The sequence below is a fragment of the Vreelandella janggokensis genome (assembly GCF_031451615.1).
GTDB lineage: Bacteria > Pseudomonadota > Gammaproteobacteria > Pseudomonadales > Halomonadaceae > Vreelandella > Vreelandella janggokensis.
This window is the reverse complement of the sequence record NZ_JARWAJ010000001.1, coordinates 757,518-779,461: the sequence shown is the minus strand read 5'-3', so window position 1 is coordinate 779,461 and position 21,944 is coordinate 757,518. Positions and strand designations below refer to the sequence as shown.

At 54.5% G+C, this 21,944-nt stretch carries 19 protein-coding genes and 1 tRNA gene; 2 read left to right on the top strand and 18 right to left on the bottom strand.

Features of this window, described 5'->3' with window-relative positions; all coding sequences use genetic code 11:
* Positions 1-136 precede the first annotated feature (136 nt).
* The 15 genes from QC816_RS03640 to QC816_RS03570 form a co-directional block, all read right to left on the bottom strand.
* Positions 137-982, bottom strand: a complete 846-nt coding sequence (locus tag QC816_RS03640; RefSeq protein WP_309781025.1) for a SapC family protein — start codon at positions 980-982, stop codon at positions 137-139.
* Between the two features lie 22 nt (positions 983-1,004).
* A complete protein-coding gene (locus QC816_RS03635) occupies positions 1,005-1,835 on the bottom strand; it encodes a hypothetical protein (protein WP_309781023.1) in 831 nt (276 codons plus the stop codon).
* Between the two features lie 91 nt (positions 1,836-1,926).
* Complete coding sequence (locus tag QC816_RS03630; protein WP_309781021.1) at positions 1,927-3,315, bottom strand: TolC family outer membrane protein; 1,389 nt, start codon at positions 3,313-3,315, stop codon at positions 1,927-1,929.
* Positions 3,316-3,723: 408 nt separating this feature from the next.
* Positions 3,724-4,740 carry a helix-turn-helix domain-containing protein gene (locus QC816_RS03625; protein ID WP_309781019.1) on the bottom strand — a complete coding sequence of 339 codons (1,017 nt, stop codon included), beginning with the start codon at positions 4,738-4,740 and terminating at the stop codon, positions 3,724-3,726.
* Between the two features lie 278 nt (positions 4,741-5,018).
* Positions 5,019-5,095, bottom strand: a tRNA-Arg gene (locus QC816_RS03620).
* Between the two features lie 51 nt (positions 5,096-5,146).
* A complete protein-coding gene (locus QC816_RS03615; RefSeq protein ID WP_085920246.1) occupies positions 5,147-6,094 on the bottom strand; it encodes an AEC family transporter in 948 nt (315 codons plus the stop codon).
* Positions 6,095-6,207: 113 nt separating this feature from the next.
* Positions 6,208-8,166 carry a sensor domain-containing diguanylate cyclase gene (locus QC816_RS03610; RefSeq protein ID WP_309781017.1) on the bottom strand — a complete coding sequence of 653 codons (1,959 nt, stop codon included), beginning with the start codon at positions 8,164-8,166 and terminating at the stop codon, positions 6,208-6,210.
* Positions 8,167-8,516: 350 nt separating this feature from the next.
* Entirely contained in the window at positions 8,517-9,509 is a 993-nt protein-coding gene (locus QC816_RS03605; protein ID WP_309781015.1) for a hypothetical protein, read from the bottom strand.
* 98 nt (positions 9,510-9,607) lie between these two features.
* A complete protein-coding gene (locus tag QC816_RS03600; RefSeq protein WP_309781013.1) occupies positions 9,608-10,747 on the bottom strand; it encodes a porin in 1,140 nt (379 codons plus the stop codon).
* A 260-nt stretch (positions 10,748-11,007) separates the two neighbouring features.
* A complete protein-coding gene (locus tag QC816_RS03595; RefSeq protein ID WP_309781010.1) occupies positions 11,008-11,799 on the bottom strand; it encodes a ProQ/FINO family protein in 792 nt (263 codons plus the stop codon).
* Positions 11,800-11,844: 45 nt separating this feature from the next.
* A complete protein-coding gene (locus QC816_RS03590) occupies positions 11,845-12,378 on the bottom strand; it encodes a dihydrofolate reductase (protein WP_085920242.1) in 534 nt (177 codons plus the stop codon).
* Positions 12,375-13,202 (bottom strand): thymidylate synthase, encoded by an 828-nt coding sequence (locus QC816_RS03585; protein WP_309781007.1) that lies wholly within the window; start codon positions 13,200-13,202, stop codon positions 12,375-12,377. Before QC816_RS03585 ends, QC816_RS03590 begins: the two co-directional genes overlap by 4 nt.
* Before the next feature lie 92 nt (positions 13,203-13,294).
* The gene (gene lgt / locus QC816_RS03580) at positions 13,295-14,083 is read right to left on the bottom strand and encodes a prolipoprotein diacylglyceryl transferase (RefSeq protein WP_199283549.1); all 789 of its coding nucleotides are present in this window, start codon (positions 14,081-14,083) and stop codon (positions 13,295-13,297) included.
* Positions 14,084-14,169: 86 nt separating this feature from the next.
* Positions 14,170-14,970, bottom strand: a complete 801-nt coding sequence (locus QC816_RS03575; protein WP_199283550.1) for a sulfite exporter TauE/SafE family protein — start codon at positions 14,968-14,970, stop codon at positions 14,170-14,172.
* On the bottom strand, positions 14,967-16,139 hold the full coding sequence (locus tag QC816_RS03570) for a response regulator (protein ID WP_309781003.1): 1,173 nt from the start codon (positions 16,137-16,139) through the stop codon (positions 14,967-14,969). The genes QC816_RS03575 and QC816_RS03570 overlap by 4 nt, the downstream gene beginning before the upstream one ends.
* A gap of 178 nt (positions 16,140-16,317) precedes the next feature.
* On the opposite strand from QC816_RS03570, the gene QC816_RS03565 reads away from it, so the two are divergent.
* Positions 16,318-17,088, top strand: a complete 771-nt coding sequence (locus tag QC816_RS03565; RefSeq protein ID WP_085920237.1) for an NRDE family protein — start codon at positions 16,318-16,320, stop codon at positions 17,086-17,088.
* Between the two features lie 9 nt (positions 17,089-17,097).
* Here the strand turns inward: QC816_RS03565 and ptsP are convergent, their stop codons facing one another.
* Entirely contained in the window at positions 17,098-19,359 is a 2,262-nt protein-coding gene (gene ptsP, locus QC816_RS03560; protein WP_309781001.1) for a phosphoenolpyruvate--protein phosphotransferase, read from the bottom strand.
* A gap of 81 nt (positions 19,360-19,440) precedes the next feature.
* Complete coding sequence (locus QC816_RS03555; RefSeq protein WP_085920235.1) at positions 19,441-19,932, bottom strand: RNA pyrophosphohydrolase; 492 nt, start codon at positions 19,930-19,932, stop codon at positions 19,441-19,443.
* A 187-nt stretch (positions 19,933-20,119) separates the two neighbouring features.
* Between QC816_RS03555 and QC816_RS03550 the strand changes: the two genes are divergently transcribed.
* Entirely contained in the window at positions 20,120-20,776 is a 657-nt protein-coding gene (locus QC816_RS03550; protein ID WP_085920234.1) for a histidinol-phosphatase, read from the top strand.
* Between the two features lie 149 nt (positions 20,777-20,925).
* Here the strand turns inward: QC816_RS03550 and QC816_RS03545 are convergent, their stop codons facing one another.
* Positions 20,926-21,900, bottom strand: coding sequence for a malate dehydrogenase (locus tag QC816_RS03545; RefSeq protein ID WP_085920233.1), 975 nt, complete (start codon positions 21,898-21,900; stop codon positions 20,926-20,928).
* Positions 21,901-21,944: the final 44 nt, after the last annotated feature.

Here is a 21,944-nt window from a genome sequence, read left to right as displayed (position 1 = left end):
GGCGCGTTCGGATCGTTTATTACGCCGAGACACTTGAGCGATGAGTCTCGAGAGCTGCTTCCGTAGGGGGCGGAATGGGCGACTCATGGTGAACTCCAGATCAATAAAACAATGTCGAGGGTGGTCGTTGACGGCGTCAGTGCAGCAAGGAATTGTTATCCTTATCGGATGAAGAGGCGTTGTTCGCCGGCGCCACCTCGCCAGAGGCAGTGTCTTCATCGGTGGCCGGGTCCGGCTTTGCCTGGGTATCCTGCGCCGCGCCGCCTTTTGCCAGCCGGGTCAGGCGATTAAAATTGCGCATTGATTGCAGATGGATATGTATCAATTCCAGCTCGTCGTTATTCATCAACGTCTGCAATTGTTCGGCAGACAGTTCTTTGAGCTTGTTACGGTTAATCGCTTTGAAGCCGGTCAACGTTCGGCGACCGCCTTCGGGCAGGCGAACCTGTGCTTCCACTGATTCGAGCAGGTCTAGCTCGACCAGACGACGACAGAAAGTACGGGTACGCTGGAAATGCGCCTGATAGTCCTGCAAGAATGACAGTACCCGGGAAAGGTATTGTGTTTGCTCGCCATCGGCGTCGAACAATCGCTCCCCCCGACCGTCGCTATTGATCCCCTCATAGTCTTCATCAATGCACAAGGTGAAGGTCTGGCCTTCGGCAGAGGACGCGAACACAAACGGATAGCGACGGAAAAATGCCGGCACATACTCACCCTGCCAACGGTTGTCTTCGTCGACCATCAGGTTGGAATCTCGCTCAATGCCTAAAACGGCAACAGGCAAGACGCCATTATCCTCGGCATTGGTAAACACAATCGGCAGGTCGCTGGCAGCCGCCGGAAACTCCGCCGCCATCAGCGGCACCGAATTCACGTCCTTGGCAAAAACAAAATCCTTGCCAGCTTTAAGATAAAGCTCGCCGTGCTTGTCACGGGTGATGGGTTGAACGTTGCGATAAATCAGTAATTGCGTCGCCATGGTAATCTCCATTGATTAGATGTCAGGCGGTAGGGGTTGGTCTTTTCCGAGTGCGTTGGAGGCTTCCCGGGATGCGGTCGCTATGGCTTACCGTGTCTTTTTTATTGGGGCTATGTCGTGTCGTGCCGTAGTAGCAGGTGGCAAAAGGATGGCCGGATTCATTTCGACCAAACGAAAAATTGCTTAGCAATTGGTTACCATGTCCCGCTACCCAGGCAATCAGGGTGTCACGCGAGGTCGATTGCCAATCGCGAGCAAGTGTAAACATCGTACCCGCAACAGTGCCGAGCGGCAGCGCTGCTCTATGCAGGTGCAGGTTCAACGAGTCACGACCAGTCGGGTGACCATCTTGTACTTCTTCGATACGCACCGTCAGCGGTGGCCATGGCTCCTGCTGAAGAGCAAAGCTGACTTGTAATTGCTCTATCAGATCATGCATCGCGCACGGCGGGTCTTTGGACAGTTCGAGGTCTATCGCACGACGCGCAGCACGTGCGGTTGTCAGTAGCACATAATCTGAACGCGTAACTGGTTCGTTAGCCCGCCACTTCCAGGCCCGATAAAGCACGAATCGTGCTTCTTTGGGGATCGAGGTCGGGCGCTTGGTCTCCCAGTAGATTTTGCAGCGGTCGCCTTCAACCCCCAGATGCAAATAATGCGGGCGAGATAACTGTGGGCCCGACCTGTCTTTCCGGTTGAGCGGCGCCAGGCACTCCTCTACCTGCTGGCCGGGCATGCCGAGATCAGCGAGCAGTTGCTCAAGTGCCGGGGACAACACGTCAATTGACACAGCATCGATGGGAACACTGAATAGACGCCGTTGACTCGACCAGCGTCCTGGGAGACATTTCACAGAACGCTCACTCAGGTAGGGAACTGCAAGGGTCTTCAGCATTCCCTGGATCTCATCGGAAGCGTGATTACCGGCCTCATATTTACCGGAATTAGCGTTGACCAACCGCGAGGACATCAACTTCCTCTCCCATCATTGCATCGATCTGCGATAGGTCATCAACGTTAATGACTCCAGCGGCATGTTTGAGACTGAGAATGCTCATCAGATAATCGTAACGGGCACTGGCCAATTCGCTGCGGGCATAAAAGAGATCCCGTTCGGCATCAAGCAGATCAATAACCGGCGTCGTCCCAGCTTCAACACCGACTTCCCGCGACTCGACCACTCGCTCACTGGCTTGCAGCGATTTTTCTAACGCCCGCTCACGGGACATTGCCGTCAGAATCCCCTGGTATCCACTTCGTATTTCACGACTCAGCTTACGACTGACACGCTCCAGCCGCGACTCACTTGCATTGATCAAGCTTTCACTCTCACGCACCTGCGAAGAGGTACGTCCGCCGCTATACACCGGGACGTTCAGGGTTAAAGCGATATCCTGTGACTCAACTTCGCTGCCGCCACCGAATAGCGAGCCTTCAGTCTCGTCACTTTCGTAATTGACACTGAGGTCGAGCGTAGGGAAATGACCGCCACGGCTTTCGTTTAGCTCCTCGGATGCTACATCTGTAGCTAATAAAGCCGCTCTCAAACGCGGACTCCGTTCTCGAGCCAACTCCTCCCAGGCTTCCACCGAGTCTGGGTCTGGTCGTTCCAGTTGCAGCTCATTTGTCAGAGGTTGCAAAGTACGGGGATGATTTCCAGAAATTTCAGCAAGGCCTTCCAGCGCATCACGCAACTGATTGGTAACCTCTATCTCTCGCGCATCAACTTGCTGGAATCGAGCCTCCGCGTCGAGTAGCTCAACTTCCCGAACCAGGCCATCGTTATAACGTGCCCTGATGTCTTCAAGGTTGGTCTGGACCGCTGTCTTCTCTGATTTCAGATAGGTAAGCGTTTCGTAAAGAGAAAGCGCATTAAAGTAGCGTTCTGCCACCCGTAAAAACAGGTCCTGCCTAGCCACCTCTAGCTCCGAGGCTGCCTGCTTGATTTCAGCCTTGGCTTTGTCGAATGCTGCCCAGCGGGAATAATCATAGATCGATTGCTCAATAGAAGCGCCGTAACGGGTACTTGGGTATGACGTGCTGCCGCTCGCGTACTCTTCATTATCCGAACTGACAATATCCTGGCTGGTTTCTGTTTGGGTTGCCGATAGGCTGATTTGCGGCAAGAGCGCGGCTCGCGCCTGATAATAACGTTCATCGGTGGCATTCTTGCCGTAGAACTCTTCCTGATAGCGAGGATCGTTATCCTTAGCCATCTTATAGACATCCAGCAATCCAGCACTCAAGACCGGCGTGCTAGTCAACGCAAAAAAAGCGCCGGTGCAAGCTGGAAGCACTCTATGAAGCTGCCGGTGGAAGATTCTATCGAGCATTGGTTTTAATCCCGGTTTTATCGATTCGCCGAATGGCACGAGAAGTAGACTTTTGGCTGATGACGCATTTCCAGTGCTGCTAGTCATGAGAACACCGTGGTTGGAGGTATTAATAAACCCAACCTACCCTTACGGAAGCCTGTAATTGAAACGCTAGCAAAAGATACATTCAGAAACAAATACAAACCATCAGATATCATTAACGCCCAATTAATACGTACCTGCTACATAATGCTGTCAACCCTCAGGCATATCTTCATACCTTAGGGTGACATGATGTAACAAGTTATTGTTTTAGCAGCTGGTATCGCATACTCCAACCCACCAGCTGCAATTTGAGACGCATAGGCAACTCAGAAGGGAAAAAAGAGACGTGGGGTCAAATATTCTGCAGGAGAGGAGCCGTTTTTAACGTCCGAGCTGACGCAACCAACGGCTCAAATAGGGCGACTCATCATCTTGTTGCATGGACAAACGCTGTGCTGCATGGCGCACCTCACCAGGGAGCACATGAAAGATTTTCTTGAATCGTCTGGAAAAATGCGCCTGGCTAGTAAACCCATAATGCTCGGCCAGCTCACCGATTGTACGATGCTCCTTGTTGTCTTCCAGACATCGGCGGATACGCGCCATTCGGCGATACTGAATGTAGCGCACTACACCGCCCTCAATGCTGAATAAACGATATAGGTTGGCACGCGACAAACCCGCCTTGAGGCACAACCAATCCGGTGTTAATTGTGGTGACGTCAATGAGTTCTCGATAAGTCGCTTGACCCTCTCTCGGGCCAAGACGTCTAGCTCAGAGCCAACAGCCTGCTGAGCCTCAGCGTCATGAAAAGCACATGCCAGAATCATATTACTGGTGATATCAGCTAGATCGGGCGACTCACGGCATTCAACCTCTGGTAGGCGCTGAATCAACGCTTCCAAATAGTCCGCAAGAAACTTCCCTCTGCTTGGCGAGAGAACCATGCCATGGGCCGCATTAAGGAACGCAGGATAGCTGTCAAAATGACTCCGCGGCACCATTACATTAATAACATTGATAATGTCAGTATTATTAGAGCGTGTTTCTAGCGGTCTCGCGAGGTCGACAATGGAAACGCAACCAGGGGATACGCGGACCTCTTCACCATCAAGTTTGCCTGTATAGCCTCCGAAACGATGAACCTGCACAAGGATATGATCGACCCGCTCAGAAGGATGCGCCTGTTGGAAGCGCTGAGGACGGGTAAAAACATTACCTACCATAATGTCGCGTAGCTGATACGCATCAACACGTGAACGAAAGGACCGGGCATCATTTAGTGGCTCAACATCATATACGGGCGCAATATTCGCCCGCCACGCATCGAAACGATCTTGTGATTCGAAATGATCGCTATCAAAGCATATCGAAGGTATTTTGTTTCCCGCGCTCATGGGAAAGACCACCTATATACTAATTGCAATATCACACATTATGTCCACTGGGACCGAAGTCAAAAAGTACTATTTGGGCAATCAATAGAGCAACTTTCTTATTAAACGGTTATGACAATTACAGGCCGTTCATAAGCCCCTCCATTGTCAATTAAAGGATTGAGCAGGTAGAGACGGTAATGGTGAATGCAGACACAATGGCAAAAAGAAGGCGTATTGACAGATAATAAAAATTCAAAGGCTCTAAAACGGCGGGGGCAGGCAATAACCGCTTATTATGGCGTCCCAGGCAGGATTCGAACCTGCGACCTGCCGCTTAGGAGGCGGCTGCTCTATCCTGCTGAGCTACAGGGACTTATAGGCAGGCGGATTATAACGTCTCGGCCAACCCAGGCCAAGGCATGGGCTATATCCAGCCGAGCAATCGCAACGCAAAAATCCCAACGGTTACCGTCACGCTGGCCATCAGTGTGGTGATGGCAATGATATTGGCTGCCAAGGCGACATTACCACCAATCGCTTTGACCATGACAAAGCTGGCTGCCGCAGTAGGACTGGCAAAGAAGAGAAAAAGCAGGCCCAGCGATTGCCCGGAAAACCCCATCAGCCAGGCAGCTCCGGTCGACAAGACGGGAAGAATGACCATTTTCATCACGCTGGCGCTTAGTGCAACCTCCTGATTATCTCTCAGACTGCTAACCGACAGAGTGGCCCCGATACAAATCAGTGCCAGCGGCAAGGTAAGAGAGGCAAAATAATCGCCCGATGTCATCAACCAACGGGGCAACTCAACTGACCAGGCAGTGAATGGCAGCGCGGCTATTACGGCGATAATCAGCGGGTTGGTAACGATCTTCCAGAGCAGACTTCGCCAGTCGGTGGCCTGGCCAGGCTGGTACATCGCCAGCACAACGACCGAAAGAACGTTATATGTAACGATGACAATACCCAGCAACAAACTACCTGCCGAAAGACCATAGTTGCCGTACATGCCCGCCGCCAGGGCCAGCCCCACCACGCCACAATTACCGCGAAATGCGCCTTGCACATAGACACCACGCTCCCGACGCGGGATCCGAAAGCGCGCCCACCCCCAACTGAGCGCGCATTGGCAAAGCGTCGCCAAGGCGAAAAACACCAACAGCGGTATATCCAGCGCCACGGCCAGATCAGCTTTAATCAAGCTCAGGAAGATCAGCGTCGGCAAGGTCGCCCTGAAGACCAGTGCAGAGGCGGTGGATACGAATGCCCGATCAATCCAGCCCAGTCGCTTTAAGCCCAAACCAATGAATACCATGGCAAAGACAGGCAACGTAACATCAAGGGTCCGGGCAAAAAGTTCAAATAGGCTCACAGGCGGCAATCTCTTTTCCTGAATATCAATATCAAGAACAGCACCTGCTTATATTCTACGCTTGGCGAGATTTTGTCGACCAAAGTGGAAGTAATGAAAGGCTGGGCTAGACACTACTCAAAAAGATTAACAATGTCAGCTTCTTTTTCGTCATGCAAATTGACTACCACCCCATTGCGGCCTTTGTCTTTCGCCGCGTAGCTTCCGGCGTCGGCACGAGCCACTGCGTCCTCAGTACTGCCATCATCCTCATGGAAGGTCGTGACCCCAATGCTTAGCGTTACGCTATATTCTTTGCCTTCATGAACAACCGAAATTTCCCCCACTGAATGACAAAGGGATTCAGCTATTTTTTGTGCCTGATTCAAGGTACAGCTGGGCAGAAGAACGCCGAACTCATCACCGCCCTGACGGGCAACATGATCGCTGCGACGCACCTCCCAGGCCACCACTTGGGCAATGCGCCTAAGCATTTCATCACCCAGCGCATGACCGCCTTCATCATTAATCGGCTTGAAATGGTCAAGGTCAAACAACAATAGCGCCGAAGGCGTGCTGGTCTTTTGAAACTCAGCAAAAGCATCATCAAGGCGCCGCTCGAAACCGCGCCGATTAAGCAAGCCGGTTAGCGGATCATGTTCGGCTTCCCAGCGCTGAATGGCCTCCTGCTCGCGACGCTCGGTAATATCCTTGACCACTCCCACCAATCCCAGCGAATGTCCGCCCTGGGAGAGCATGACCACTCGCGCATGAATATCCAGCCATAGCGTTTCTTTCTCATTGCGCATAAAGCGCAACTGTCGGACGAAATCGCTTCCGGACTTCAAGCTGTGTTGCCACATATCCTTGGCGCCCCCCCGATCATCCGAATGAATTTTATGTAGCCAGGTCTCCATCGGGGTATTCGGCTGGATATCGAGCATATCGAGCAATGCAGGGTTCATATAGGTAATGTCGCCATCAAAATTGGCGACGAACATGCCTTGGGGAGTGGCATTCAGCACAGAGTCAAGAAAGGCTTCACGCTCTTGAAGGTTGGCCATTAATACCTGGCGCTCGTCCTCAACGCGATTGAAGGTGCCCGCCACGTGCTGCAACTCTTGCATCCGGGTGCCAAGCTCCACTCGCGCGCGCTCACCACGCCCCACTTGACCGATCTGTTTGGCTAAATGCTTTAATGGCGACAGCATGCGGCGCAGGATCAACCAGAGTACCGGCAGCATCAGCAGTGTCAGCGCAACCCCGAGCCACCACAGTCGCTGCAGAAAATCATTCAGCGGCGCCAGGGCTTGATCACTGGGCAAGTACAGGCCGACGACCCAGTTTGCCGGCCAAACCTGACCGTAGGACTGAAAACCCTCCTGGCCGTTAAGCAGCGAGCCGATGGACTCACCTTCCCAGCCATCCAATGCCAGATTGAGCCAGGGATTGAAATCCCTATCCGGCACATCGGTCATGATCAGGTCTCGGTTAGGGTGATAAAGAATCTTCCCCGACGCCGTCGCCACACCGACGTAGCCTTCTCCGCCTAATCTTACACGCGATAGGCGATCAAACAGGCCACCGGAATCAAGACTGACAATCCCGCCTAAAAAGCCTTTAAACTCACCGCGTTCATCACTGCGCGGCACGCTGATCAGGACCATGGGCATACCGCTGGCACGGCCCACAAAGGGCTCACTTACATAAGGCCTTTGTGCGCCACGCAGCATTTTAAAGTATTCCAACTGAGAGGTGTCCAATCCTTCACGCCCGGCAACATTCGGCCAGTCGGCAATCACTTGCCCTTCTTTATTGGCGACGACGACACCTTCGAACCACGCCATCAGGGCTTCATTGCGTTTCAGGGTGGCGCGTATGGCGTCACGATTCTCATCGTCCTCGACCTGGCTGTCGAGACGACTTAACGCATCAATACGGGCTTCTATCTGCTCGGTAACCTCGTCAGCCACCAACGTCGATTCATAGCGCAAGTGCGCCATATTGGTGGCCTTTACCATGGAATTGCCTAACTGCCAGGCCATCCCCAGTACCAGCATCACAACCAGTAGCCAGGTAATAGCCAGTCCCATCAGCATTCGGTTCTGAAGCGAGCTGATGCAAGTTTTGCGTGTTAACCAGCGAACCAAACCCTCGCACCTCGCTTACTTTGCCGAATATTCAAGGTTGTACATTAATGTCTCATTTTGTGTATCGGCTTATAGTACCGTTGTATGAGCGTTTACCACAAAATAATTATGTCAGCAGAATCGGCAGCATCCCCACAAGATGCTTTAAACAGGAAGGGGAAGAGAACAGATAGCCATATTGGGTAAGCTGGCTTCGATAACCGATAAGCAGCAAATACGCTTCGCCGCTCAAGCCCCAGCATGACTGGGGCCTCACATGTACCATCAAACCAAAAAACAATCACAATGCGGGGTTATTGCATTACCTCAACACGCAGTTGATAAGTGGAATCACGACCTTGAATAGAGCCGATACGACGCCCTTCGACCCATACCCGATACTCACCTGGTGCCAAGCGCTCGCTGATGGAAAAGTCTCCAGCGACAGCCGATCCTCGATCTTGTGCAACCACATCACCTTGAGCATCCAATAAGCGGGCCTCTAGACGGTAACTGCCCTCGTTGCCTGGAAAGGTAGAGCTGTCAATCTGGACATCGCTTGGCTCATCCAGCGTAAAGGTCACCACCTCACCCTCGTAAGCAATCCGCACGTCCGCCAGAATGGTATCCGGCGTGCTTGCTCCGGCGCGCTCGGCATCGTCCGCTTCTTCGGTTGAGCTAGTGGTAGACGCATTTTCAGGCGTGGCCTGCGGCTCATCGGGCTGGTGTTCACTATCAAGCGCAATCGATGCGGCACCCGGCCTTACAAACACTGACCCCGAGTCACCTGACTGGCCAAAAATGGCATCATCTCCGTCATCAATGCTACTTTCACCTAGCGCAAGGCGGTCGCCAGAAGCATCAAGTCCCGCCACCTGTATGAAATAGCCACTCGCGCCGGCATTGGCAGGCCCCATCTTTCGAGCTTCGGTGGAAAGCGTATACTCACCTGGCTCAAGCTCGACAGTCATTTCCAGCCCACCACTACGCCCCAAGGCGTTTTCTTCTTCAATCACATTACCCTGGCTATCGGTTAATGATGCTGAAATTCGATAATCACTATCCTCTCCCACGGGGTTACTGACTAACTGATACTGCCCGGAATCAGTAACAGTAAAGGTATGAGTCTGCTCGCCATGAAAGGGGAAGGTACGGCTCCGCGCATCGGTTTGTGAAGAAAAAAACTTGGAAATATCTACCTTACCGGCGGCCTCAAGACTGCGCTGCTCAGCAGGGCTTTGCGCCCATAGCGGAAAACTGGCGGTTACCAGCACTAAGCCGACCCCGATCACATACCGATTGACCATGAAAAATCTCCTTTAACACCCAATATGTTCCGCATACAAGAAAGCCGACCCTGAGGGTCGGCTTTGATAATTACAGCTTTGTTCGTAAGGAACAAGGATTAGAAGCTGTAGACAATACCTGTGGCGACGAAGTCATCTGCGTCTTCTTCGCGGTCATATACGCCGGTTTCCGCCCAAACGTACATGTTGTCGCTGATGCCGTAGTTAGCGCCGATCGTGAACTCGTTGTAAGACTCATCACCGGTTGTGCCAGCATATCCATCATCAACGATTAAAGCGGCATTTTGCGCATCTACATACTGGTAGCCAGCGTAAACGTCACCGAAGTTGAAACCGTGACGGGCGCTTAGACCATAACGATCCACTTCACCGTCATCACTGCCGACTTCGAGGTTAGTACGCTCGTATTTGGCGCCCAATGTAGTTGCACCAAAGCCATAAACAGCACTCAGAGCGTAGGCTTCAGCAGAGATGTCGTCGTTACCGTCAAGGTCGTTGAATGAGTAAACATCCAATGAATCGTAGATAGCAGCTAACTGGAGGCTATCCAGTGTGTAGCGAACGCCGCCAAAGAAAGCTGCTTCTTCGTCTTGCTCATAAGATGCATCTTCAGCTGGGAGAACAGCTGCGGTCTCTGGATCAATACGACCGGGGAGACTGTTGTCCGTGCGATCACCGTCGCCTTTGAATTGGAAGCCGAGGGCAAAATCAAAGCCGTTAAAGCTGGGTGAAGAGTACTGAACTTTGTCGCCTTCACGATCGCCAACTGCGTCGCCTTCGTCATCAACAAACGCAGTTACGTCACTGGTGGAATCAGAAACGTCCGCGAATTCGTTGTTGGTGATCTTGTCTTGTGCCCAATCGTCGATAATGGGATCCCAAGAACCAATACGCAGGTCACCAAAGTTACCTTTTACACCAACATAGGCTTGGTCACCGTCGTTTAGACCACGGCCAGAACCCTTGATTTCGTCAGCGGCATCAACTTCAAACTCAAGCTTCAGGTAACCGGTAAGGTCACGGGTAACCATGTGAGAAGCATTGATACCAACAGTGGTACCGTTGTCGTTCAGACCATCTACTGAAGTACCGTCACCTTGCTCAACGTCTGAGTAGGCAAACTGGATGTTGCCGTAGAGGTCAACCTTGGTGCCATCTTCGTTGTAGATGGTAGCTGCTTGGGCGCCAGAGGCGAATGCAGCACCAGCGATAGCAGTCGCTAAAAGTGTCTTTTTCATGGTGTAGGTTCCTTAACAAGCTTACTGTTTTGATCGTTTCTGTCCGACCTAAGGTCGACAGCCGGGATGCTGGGTGTGCTCTTGTGTCACTGACGGGAGCATTCCCAATTCAATGCGGCACTTCCTCAACAACACCTTGTTATATTCCAATGCTCGCAGGGCAAACTCTATACCGGGATTCAGAGGAACGCAATAGAAAAAAACACTGTTTTTTTATTATTTGTGATTTTTTTTGGAACCAAGCCCACTTAAGCGGGGTCCTACCGCCCCTGAAATTTCTGCTGCAAGCCCAAGAGCTTATCTTCCAGGCTAAGTTGCTTTTGCGGTTTGTTAGCGTCCGCCGGTGTATTTTTTGCGCTGCCACCCGCTTTTTCAGATGTTTGTTTCTTGGGTTTCTTGGGCTTTGCCGTCTTGGCGCGAGAGGGGGCTTCCTGGGTTGCTTGGACAGGCTCACTTGGCGGAGAAGACACCTGCTGGGCACGCTTTTGGGCCGCATGGCGCGCGGCTTCCGCGTCTACCACTCCCGCTTCATTGCCTTCCAGATCAATCCGAGTGACCCCTTCCCGCACCGACTTTACATAGCGCGGCAGATTGACGTAGTTTGCCAGCGCGCGGCGAATGAGCTTACCCGACCATGGCTCACGCTCTGCCAAATCGTGGTGTATACCCACCTTCAGCGGCTGGGTATGCCCCTTGAAAAACGCTTTAGGGTAGCGTTTGTACCATTGTGCCAGCAGTGCATGCGGCGATGGAGGCTCAGACCCGGGCGCCCCTTGCGCGGGAACATCAACCGCTGACGAGGCCGTCGCTTCGAGCTCAGACTCGTCTGTTTCATTTGAGCCTACGAGCTCAAAAGCCGACTGTTGAGCATCAGATGCCTCTGCTTCCGATGGCGTCGACCCGGGGGCCTGCGCCAGTTGCTGCTTTAGCTTGGCGTTTTCCGCACGCAACTGGGCCAGCTCTGCCTGCGTGAGCATCAAGCGCCGTTCCAGATCGTCCAATAACGCCATAGGGCTTGATTCAGCGCTTACCGATTTAGTGCTAACCGACATTCTGGGCTCTCCTTCGCGGTGCTTTTAGACACAGCTTGAACACAGCTAGGCCTCTGCCACGATGCGCTCGTAAGTAACAAACGCATAATCAGGCTGCTGTTCGTTAGGCTGCCCGGCTACGCGTTGCGTTTCACGCCACTCGCTGGGGTCTAACAAGGGAAAGTACGCATCACCTTCCACTTCAATGTCAACTTCTGTGACATAGAGTCGGGTCGCATACGGCATGGCTTGACGATATATTTCTCCCCCGCCCATCACCATTATTTCTTCGGCCGCTTCAATGGTTGCCTGCTGATCCGCCAGCGCAAGTGCTGCCGGCAGGTCGTGACAGACTCGAACACCGTCGTGAGCGAACGCTTCCTGTCGGGTCACCACGATGTTTAACCGATTCGGCAACGGCTTGCCAATCGAGGCAAAGGTCTTACGCCCCATCACCAGCGGTTTGGCCTGGGTCATGCGCTTAAAGAATTTCAGATCTTCGGGTAAGTACCAGGGCAACTGCCCTTCCACCCCGATAACGCGATTTTTCGCCATGGCCACAATCATGGCCACCGGCACCAACGACTCGAACTCGCTCATACCGCCACCGCTGCTTTAATGTGGGGGTGTGGCTGATAGTCGACTATCTCGATATCGTCGAATTGGAAATCAAAGAGATCGTTGACCTCGGGGTTCAGGTTCAACCGCGGCGGTGCATTGGGCGTGCGCCCAAGCTGCTGCTCCGCCTGGGCCAAGTGATTACTGTAAAGGTGGGCATCGCCCAAGGTATGCACAAACTCACCAGGCTCTAACCCGGTCACCTGAGCCACCATGCTCAGCAGCAAGGCATAGCTTGCGATATTGAACGGCACGCCCAGAAAAATATCAGCACTGCGCTGATAAAGCTGACAGGAAAGTCGCCCGTTCGCCACGTAAAACTGGAACAGGCAGTGGCATGGCGGCAGTTGCATATCGTCCACCTGAGCCGGGTTCCAGGCTGACACTATCAGCCGACGAGACTGGGGCGACGTGCGAATCTGCTCCAGCACATTGGCAATTTGATCAACGCTGCCGCCTTTGGGGTCGGGCCAGCTACGCCACTGATAACCATAAACCGGCCCCAGGTCGCCGTTTTCATCCGCCCAGTCATCCCAGATACGCACGCCATGATCTTTCAGGTAGGCGATGTTGGTATCGCCTTTTAAAAACCACAGCAGCTCATGAATAATCGAGCGCAAATGCAGCTTTTTAGTGGTCAACAGCGGAAAACCACGCGACAAGTCGAAGCGCATTTGGTGGCCAAACACCGAGCGGGTGCCCACCCCGGTGCGGTCATGGCGATCGGTTCCCTGATTCAATACCAGTTGCATTAAATCCAAATAGGGCTGTTCGAGAGCCTCTTTCATCGGCGTCGTTGCAGTCACGGCAATCCCAGATCAAGTCATCAATTAACGTCTATTCTATACATGTGAGTCGCCTGCGAACAGTGAACCACTGACGACTCACTATCCAAAATTCACCGAACTGCATCCACCGGCTGTTGGCGCGACCAGGCAATCAACACGGTGCCCAGTGCGATCATGGGCAGCGTCAGCAACATGCCCATGGTCACCCAGCCAAAGGCGATAAAGCCGATATGGGCGTCGGGCATACGGAAAAACTCGACCAGGAAGCGGAATATGCCGTAACCAAGCAAGAACAGGCCTGAGATAAAGCCGCGCGCTTTCGGTTTGGCCGATGCCCACCATATGATACAGAACAGCACGAGGCCTTCTAACAACGCTTCGTAAAGGGCCGATGGATGACGCGGTTCCGGCCCCATACCGGGGAATGGCATCCCCCAGGGCAGCGAGGTGATACGTCCGGGCAGCTCATGGTTTATGAAATTACCGATGCGGCCAGCGCCTAGCCCAATGGGCACCAGGGGGGCAATAAAGTCGGTTAACGTCAATATGGCCAATTGCTTACGCCGCGCAAAGAGCCAGGCCGCCAGCAGCACCCCTATCAGGCCGCCATGGAAACTCATGCCGCCATCCCAGACCTTAAACACCCATAGCGGGTCGGCCGTCCACTGGCCCAGGCCATAGAACAGCGCGTAGCCTAAGCGCCCTCCGGCGACCACCCCGATGGCACAGTAAAACAGCAAGTCGCCGATATCGTCCCGGTTCAACCCAATTCGCGCCGCTCGCCGACAACCCAACCACCAGGCGGCCACAAACCCCACGACGTACATCAGCCCATACCAATGAACTTGCAGCGGCCCAATGGCGATGGCAACCGGGTCGATTGTTGGATAATTAATCATCTAGGCTCTCTACTTAGTGGGTCTATTAATATGTCTGAATAGGATTAACGCGATAAGCTCAACGACCATGTCTTGCTGAGCGATGTCTAGCTCAATAAAAACTTAAGCCCCACAACAGTGAGCAGGGCCGCAAATGCCCAGCGCAAGACATGGCTGGGCAGTCGGTGTGCCAATCGAACGCCCAGGCGGGCGAAGGGAATACTTGTCATGACAATGATGATAAAGGCTGGCCACATCACATAACCCGTGGCCCAGGGAGGCAACAGGGAATTGTTCCAGCCCATCCATACAAAAGTGGCGGTGCCGAATAACGCGATAGGCACACCACAAGCGGCTGATGTCGCCACCGCCTGGGTCACACTCGCCCCGCAGCGTGACAGCCATGGAACCGCCAAGGTGCCACCGCCGATGCCAAACAACGCCGACACGCCCCCAATGACACTCCCTGCCAGAACCATCGCATAACGAGGTGTCTGGGCACCCCGGCGTGGCGAAGGCCTGAACCCCAGCGCCATTTTAACAGCCACCGACAGGACAAACAGACCAAACAACGTACCCAGCAGCGGCCCTTCCAACTGCCCGGCAACCAGCACCCCCAGGATGGCACCGGCCATCAACCCGGGTAGCAAGGCGAGAAACCAGGCAAGATGGATACTTCCCCGTCGCCAGTGGCCCAATGTGGATGACGTTCCCGTTACCACGATGGTAGCCAGCGAGGTACCGATGGCAAGGTGCATCACAACATCTGGCGATAGCCCTTGCAGGGTAAAGGCCGCGGCTAAAGCGGGCACAATAATCAACCCGCCCCCGACGCCAAAAAGACCCGCCATCGTGCCGGCGACAGCGCCAAGCAGCCAATAACCTAACGTTATCGTCAAGGTACTCATGCGCCAGACGGTGCTCGTTGATTATCGGGAAACCACTTGGCAATGATGCCCAGCAGGGTGTCCGGCTGATAGGGTTTGGTCAGCAGATCATCGAGCCCTGCAGACAAGCATTCGTCCTGCCCCATATTGTCAGCGTTCGCCGTAAGCGCAACGAGAACACTTTTGCGACTCCCCTGGGTTGCCTCAACCTCCCGCCAGCGACGGGTCGTTTCCAACCCGCTGAGCGTGGGCATGAAAATATCCATGAAAACAAGGTCAAAATCGCTTTGCTGTTGACGCTCCAGCGCCTGTTCTCCACTACTCACGCCCTCGACATGCAGGCCGTGATTTTCGAGCATCTGACGCGCTAACATGAGATTAACAGGGCCGTCATCGACAACCAGCACGCGCAGCGACATTGCCACCGGTGCTGGATCGGAAGCCTCAGTCTGGACGTCACGGTCTTGCACCAGGTTCATTAGCAAGGCCCGAATATCGGCGATTCGCTCGCGCACCTCGAGCATGTTGGCTCGACAATCTTCGCTGACTTCACTATTCAACTGCTCACTCAAACGTGCAAACAGCGCATCGGTCTCGCGCTGTAACAAGCCCAGGTACTCGGATTTGAGCCGCGACTCTTCTCGCGCTCGGTCGCGCCCGGCGAGCAAACGTTTTACCTGCTGCTGCTGGTCATGCAGGTCATCGAGTAGCACCTTGGCATCTTCGTCAGCGCTGGCCGGTTTCTCCGGTGTTGATAAAGAGCCGTCAGCCATCGACGTCGACAGGCCTGCCAACACGCGATTAACGTTAGCAATGCGTGCGAAAGGCGGTGTTTTAGGGAGTTCGTCAAGCGTTGACGCTTGTTGAGAATACGCTGTCGACATTTGCTGGCTGATGGCTTGAGTATGCCTCTCGAGCTCAACCAACTGCTGCATCAGGCGCGCTTCTTTGTGCTTGGCACGTGATTTCACAAGCATCAAAAACGCCGCCACATTCAAACAACTGCCAACCAGTAGTGCTAGCATCAACCATAGCGAAATGCTCCATGAGGCGTAGCCAGGCGAAACCCAGCCAATCAGCCAAACCAACAGCACGCAAAGCACCACCAGCGTGGCCTGCAGAAGTAGTAATGGCCAAAGCACTGGCCATATCAACGTGTTCCAGAAATGTTCCCGCTGACTAGGTTGCATAAAAGAAGCGCCTTCCTCTCTGGCAAATTGACTCGAACGAATGCGTAAACCTGATAATCCACGAATTTTTGCGGTAATTTGCGTTAGTGTAGGAAATGACAGGCAGCAAGTGTACGTCGAGACGCGTGGAGTGTCATGTACGCACTGTCTGAAACACTAACCTGACATTGAGCCCTCCATGTGTTTAATCGCTTTCCGCTGGCATCCCGAATCTGCAACCCCTTTGCAACTGATCGGCAACCGCGATGAGTTCCACGCGCGACCAACAGCCCCCCTCGCAACCTGGCAGGACGCTCCCTGCCTGGTAGGTGGACGCGATCTGGAGGCAGGAGGAAGCTGGCTTGCCGCCAGTCATCAGGGCAGGGTCGCGGCGATTACCAATGTTCGTGATCCTGCCCTGGCCTCAGCGCCTGGCGCGCCAAGCCGCGGGCATCTGGTGAAACAAGCATTGGAGTGCGACAACATCATGGTCTGGTTAGACAACCTCGCTGACGGCGGGGCAACTGAGTACGCGGGGTTCAACTTGCTGGTTGCCACCCCGACTCAGCTTTGGTGCTTGCATCGCGGCCGCGAGCAGGTGTCACTCCATGAAGTGTCGGCGGGCATTCACGGCCTGTCTAATGCGACACTCAACAGCCCATGGCCGAAACTGCTAACGGCCAGAGCTGCGCTTGAAGAGGTTGACCCCATGCACTTCCCGGGGAAGGCGCTGGACGCCTTCCAGAATTCTCGGCAAGCCCCCCTATCCGCACTACCGGATACCGGCGTGGGAACCGAACTTGAAAAACAGCTATCAGCAGCGTTTATCGTCGGCGAACGCTACGGTACACGTGCCACCAGTTGGTTAACGCTAGCTGACAATGGCGACATCTCTCTCACCGAGCAACGTTTTGGGCCGTGTGGGACATTTGAAGGAGAAACGACGCTCAGCGTCCCTTGCGAGCGCTGAGCAACGCATCTAGTCACGCGGGGGGAGCAAATGCGAGAGCTGCCAGTCATCCATCCGTTTATCCAGGTGCATATGCACCTGAGCAGGCGTATCCAGCAGCATGACTTCCGACAGCAACTGCTGGGCATCCCTGATAGGAACACGGCGAATCGCCGCGCGCACTTTGGGCAGACTGGGGGCATTCATGGACAGGCTGGTGAAGCCCATCGCCATTAGCAGTAATGCCCCCGACGGGTCACCGGCCAGCTCACCGCACAACGAAATAGGCTTTTTGAGTCGTTGTGCATCCTGGGACAGCTCCTGCAGCGCACCAAGCAGCGCTGGATGCAGTGCATCATAGAGGCTAGAAACGCGCGGGTTGTTACGGTCTACCGCAAGAAGGTATTGAGTCAGGTCGTTACTGCCCACCGAGAAGAAATCCACCCGTTTGGCCAAGGCATCCATTTGATAGATAGTGGCCGGCACCTCGATCATTACCCCTACCTTGGGACGCTCTACGTCGATACCCTCCTCGCCTAGCTCCAGGATCGCACGGTCCAGCAATCGCAGTGCTTCGTCCACTTCTTCGACGTTGGTAATCATCGGGAAAAGTACGTAGAGGTTATCGAGTTCCTTGGACGCTTTCAGCATCGCCCGCAGCTGAACCATCAAGACTTCAGGGTGGTCCAGGGTCACTCGCATGCCGCGCCAGCCCAGGAAGGGGTTGGCTTCTTCGATCGGGAAATACGGCAGATCTTTGTCGCCGCCGATATCCAGCGTACGCATGACCACCGGTAGCGGCGAAAAGCTTTCCAACTGATCGCGGTAGAGTCGTGTCTGTTCTTTCTCGCCTGGGAAACGCTCAGTAATCATGAACGGCACTTCGGTACGATAAAGCCCCACGCCACTAATACGGCTTTTGAGCAAGGCAGCGGCATCGACAGCAAGCCCTGTATTCACCATCAGCGGCATATCATGACCATCCGGCGTCTCGCTGGGCAGATCCTGTTCGTGCGACAACAGTTCACTGAGGGCTTCTTCTTCGGCAATCAGGCTTTCATAGCGGGCTTTCAACTCAGGGGCAGGCCTGACGAATAACCGCCCCCGGTGGCCGTCGAGCACGACTGGCGCTCCCGACAGGCGCGGAAGCGGCAGATCCACCATGCCAAGCACCGTGGGTATGCCCATTGCGCGGGCAACAATCGCCACGTGAGACGTACTCGAACCGCGCACCGACACCAGCCCTTTCAACTTGTCGCGGGGCACCTCACCGAGCATCGCAACACTGATTTCATCGCCGACCAGTATGGCGTTATCGGGATAGGTCTCCGGCGTTGAGGGGGAATCCTCCTGCAAGTGGGCCAGCACGCGGCGCCCCAGGTCGCGAATATCCGCCGCCCGCTCGCGCAGATAATTATCATCCACGCGCTCAAGGTATTGCACATGACGTCGAACCACGTCGGCCAGGGCACCAGGTGCCCACTGCCCTTCACGAATACGTTTTTCAACTTCCTCTGAAAGCGCTGCTTCACCCAGCATTTGTTGATAAACGTCGAACAGCGCCAACTCCTGGGTCGAAATACGATTGACCAATCGTTCAGCCGCCGCACGGATTTCAGCGCGCGTTTTGCCAATGGCCTCCTTGAGCCGCGCGACTTCGAAGTCCTCATCACTGGGGACCAGATCAGGCACGCTGTTGAGATCCGATGGCGGAGTGATCACCACGGCCTCACCCATCGCCATACCCGGCGACGCAGCCACGCCCTTGAACATGGTCTGCCCACTGGGCAGCGCACGGCGGTTTAAATTGCCTGTCGCCAACGCGTGCGCCAACACACCCGCGAGCTGAGCCGCCATGGTCACCAGGAAGGCTTCGTCTTCGTCGTCGTACTGGCGCTGCTCGGCTTGCTGCACGACCAGCACACCCAGCATGAGACGTTGATGGATGATGGGAACACCCAGAAAGCTCGAATAACGCTCCTCGCCGGTCGCCTCAAAATAGCGAAAGTGGGGATGAGATTGAGCATCTTCGAGGTTAAGCGGCTCGCTGCGTTTGGCGACGAGCCCCACCAGACCCTCGCCTAATGGAAGCACCACCTGCCCGACGGCCTGAGTGCGCAGACCGATAGTTTCCATGAGCACAAGGGATTCAAGCTCTTTATCGTAAAGGTAAAAAGAGCACACATCGGTTTGCATCGCTTTGCGAATGCGCCGCACCATGGTGGCCAATGCAGCATCCAGGTTGCGCGCGCCATTCACTTCCTGAATAACGCGGCGCAGAACCTCAAGCATGGACGTTTTACTTTTCACTGTTATTTGCCTCGCTGAGGAATTTCTTGGCCGTCAACCTCCACCCTATCGCAGGGCGGCAGTTTACTCATCAATTAATGCCAATCGTTGAACGCGGGGCGACAGCTCGCGGAGCGCACGGCGATACACTTCACGCTTGAACGGCACAACCTGACCAAGAGGGTACCAGTAGCTAACCCATCGCCACCCATCAAATTCGGGCTTGGGTGTCGCCGTCATGCAGATACGACTGTCCTCGCAGCGGATCTGGAGTAAAAACCACTTCTGCTTCTGGCCAATACAAACTGGCCGCGAATGTGTGCGAATCATGCGTCGTGGCAGACGGTAGCGCAGCCAGCCCCGGGTGCAGGCGACAATATCAACGTCATTGGCCGTCAGGCCAATTTCTTCGTGAAGCTCACGGAAAAGAGCTTCTTGCGGCGTCTCGCTTGATTTGATGCCTCCCTGGGGGAACTGCCACGCATTCTGTCCTACACGACGCGCCCATAGCAGCTGCCCCTGGCGGTTGGCGATAATAATGCCAACATTGGGGCGAAAGCCGTCAGCGTCGATCACGGACATCACCTTATAAATTTTCAGTTGTGACCATTTTTCCACAAGGACAACAAGCGTATCAATACAATATAGCGCCAAGTTACCAACGCAGCGCGGCGCGTCGGTGTCAAAGCATCGGCGACTCTGCGATAATCCGGCGCTTCACGTCTGGCTGCAAACGACCATCATCAAGCATAAGGGGAGCGCCGTGAGTCTGGCCATTTTCGACTTGGATAATACCTTGCTATCAATCGATAGCGATCATGCCTGGGGGGAGTTCCTGCTTGAGCAGGGGGCGGTAGATCCCGTTGCCTACCGGGAAGCCAATGACCGGTTTATGGCCGATTACCAAGCGGGCACGCTCGACATGGCCGACTTTCTGGCTGTCGCGCTAAAGCCGCTTGCCGACAACACGCCAGAGCAGCTTGCCGCTTGGCATCAGCAGTTCATGGCCAGCAAGGTCGAGCCACATATCCTGCCGAAAGCTGAGGAATTGCTGGCCCGCCATCGCACCATGGGCGATACGCTACTGATTATTACCGCTACCAATCGCTTCATTACCGGGCCGATTGCCGAGCGCCTGGGCATTGAGCACCTGATTGCTGTTGAACCCGAATGCATCGATGGCCACTACACCGGCCGTGTTCAGGGTGTACCCAGCTACCGTGAAGGCAAGGTCATCCGCCTGGAACAATGGCTGGAAGAACAGCAAATGACCATGGACGACGCATGGTTCTATAGCGATTCCCACAATGACCTGCCGCTACTGGAGAAAGTCGAAAACCCGGTGGCCGTCGACCCTGACGATACCCTGCGCCAGATCGCCGAAGAGCGCCAATGGCGGATCATGAGTTTACGGGACTGATAACCAGCTGGAAGCTTGAAAAGCGCCGCTTTGTGCCTGAAAGAGAGCCAGGATAGCTCAAGATATCAACCAAAAAAGCCCCACAGGTCACAGCCTGCGGGGCTCTCTTACATCTTATTGCTTACTTCTAATTTCTTGCTTTTCTCCGCTCAGCCGAGCAGGTGCTCGACGGCCGCACGTTCTTCGCGCAGTTCTGTCTCGGTAGCTTTCATCTTCTCTTGGCTGAACTCGTCAATCTCGAAGCCTTGAACGATTTCATACTTGCCACCCTGGCAACGTACCGGGTAGGAGTAGATGATGCCTTCGTCGATGCCGTAGCTGCCGTCAGACGGAATCGCCATGCTGACGATGCCCTTGGAACCCAGCGCCCAATCGTGCATATGGTCGATGGCAGAAGAAGCAGCAGAGGCAGCAGAAGAGGCGCCACGTGCTTTGATGATCGCCGCACCGCGTTGCTGCACGGTGGGGATAAAGTCGTTTTCGTACCAGTCGCGCTCAACCAGATCGAACGCTGCCTTGCCGTCGACTTTGCACTGAGCCAGATCCGGGTACTGAGTCGCGCTGTGGTTGCCCCAGATGATCAAGTCTTCAACGTCAGTGACGTGCTTGCCGGTTTTCTGTGCCAGTTGCGTCAGGGCGCGGTTATGATCCAGACGCGTCATGGCCGTAAACTGACCCGCATCCAGGTCCGGCGCGTTGCAGGAAGCAATCAGCGCGTTGGTGTTGGCCGGATTACCGACAACCAGTACTTTCACGTCACGGCTGGCGTGGTCGTTAAGCGCCTTGCCTTGAACAGAGAAGATCGCTGCGTTGGCTTCCAGCAGGTCCTTACGTTCCATGCCAGGGCCACGCGGACGTGCACCCACCAACAGGGCGAAGTCAGCGTCTTTGAACGCGACATTCGGGTCGTCGGTGGCGACGACATCCTGAACGAGCGGGAAGGCGCAGTCGTTGACTTCCATCACCACGCCCGTCAGTGCATCCATTGCCGGGGGAATTTCCAGCAGCTGGAGAATGACAGGCTGATCCGGCCCCAGCATGTCGCCGGCGGCGATGCGGAAAATAAGAGAGTAGCTAATCTGACCGGCACCGCCGGTAATCGCAATACGTACTGGATCTTTCATCATTGCTCCTTGATGGGTTCGCCTAGGGATGGTTCTCGCCTGAG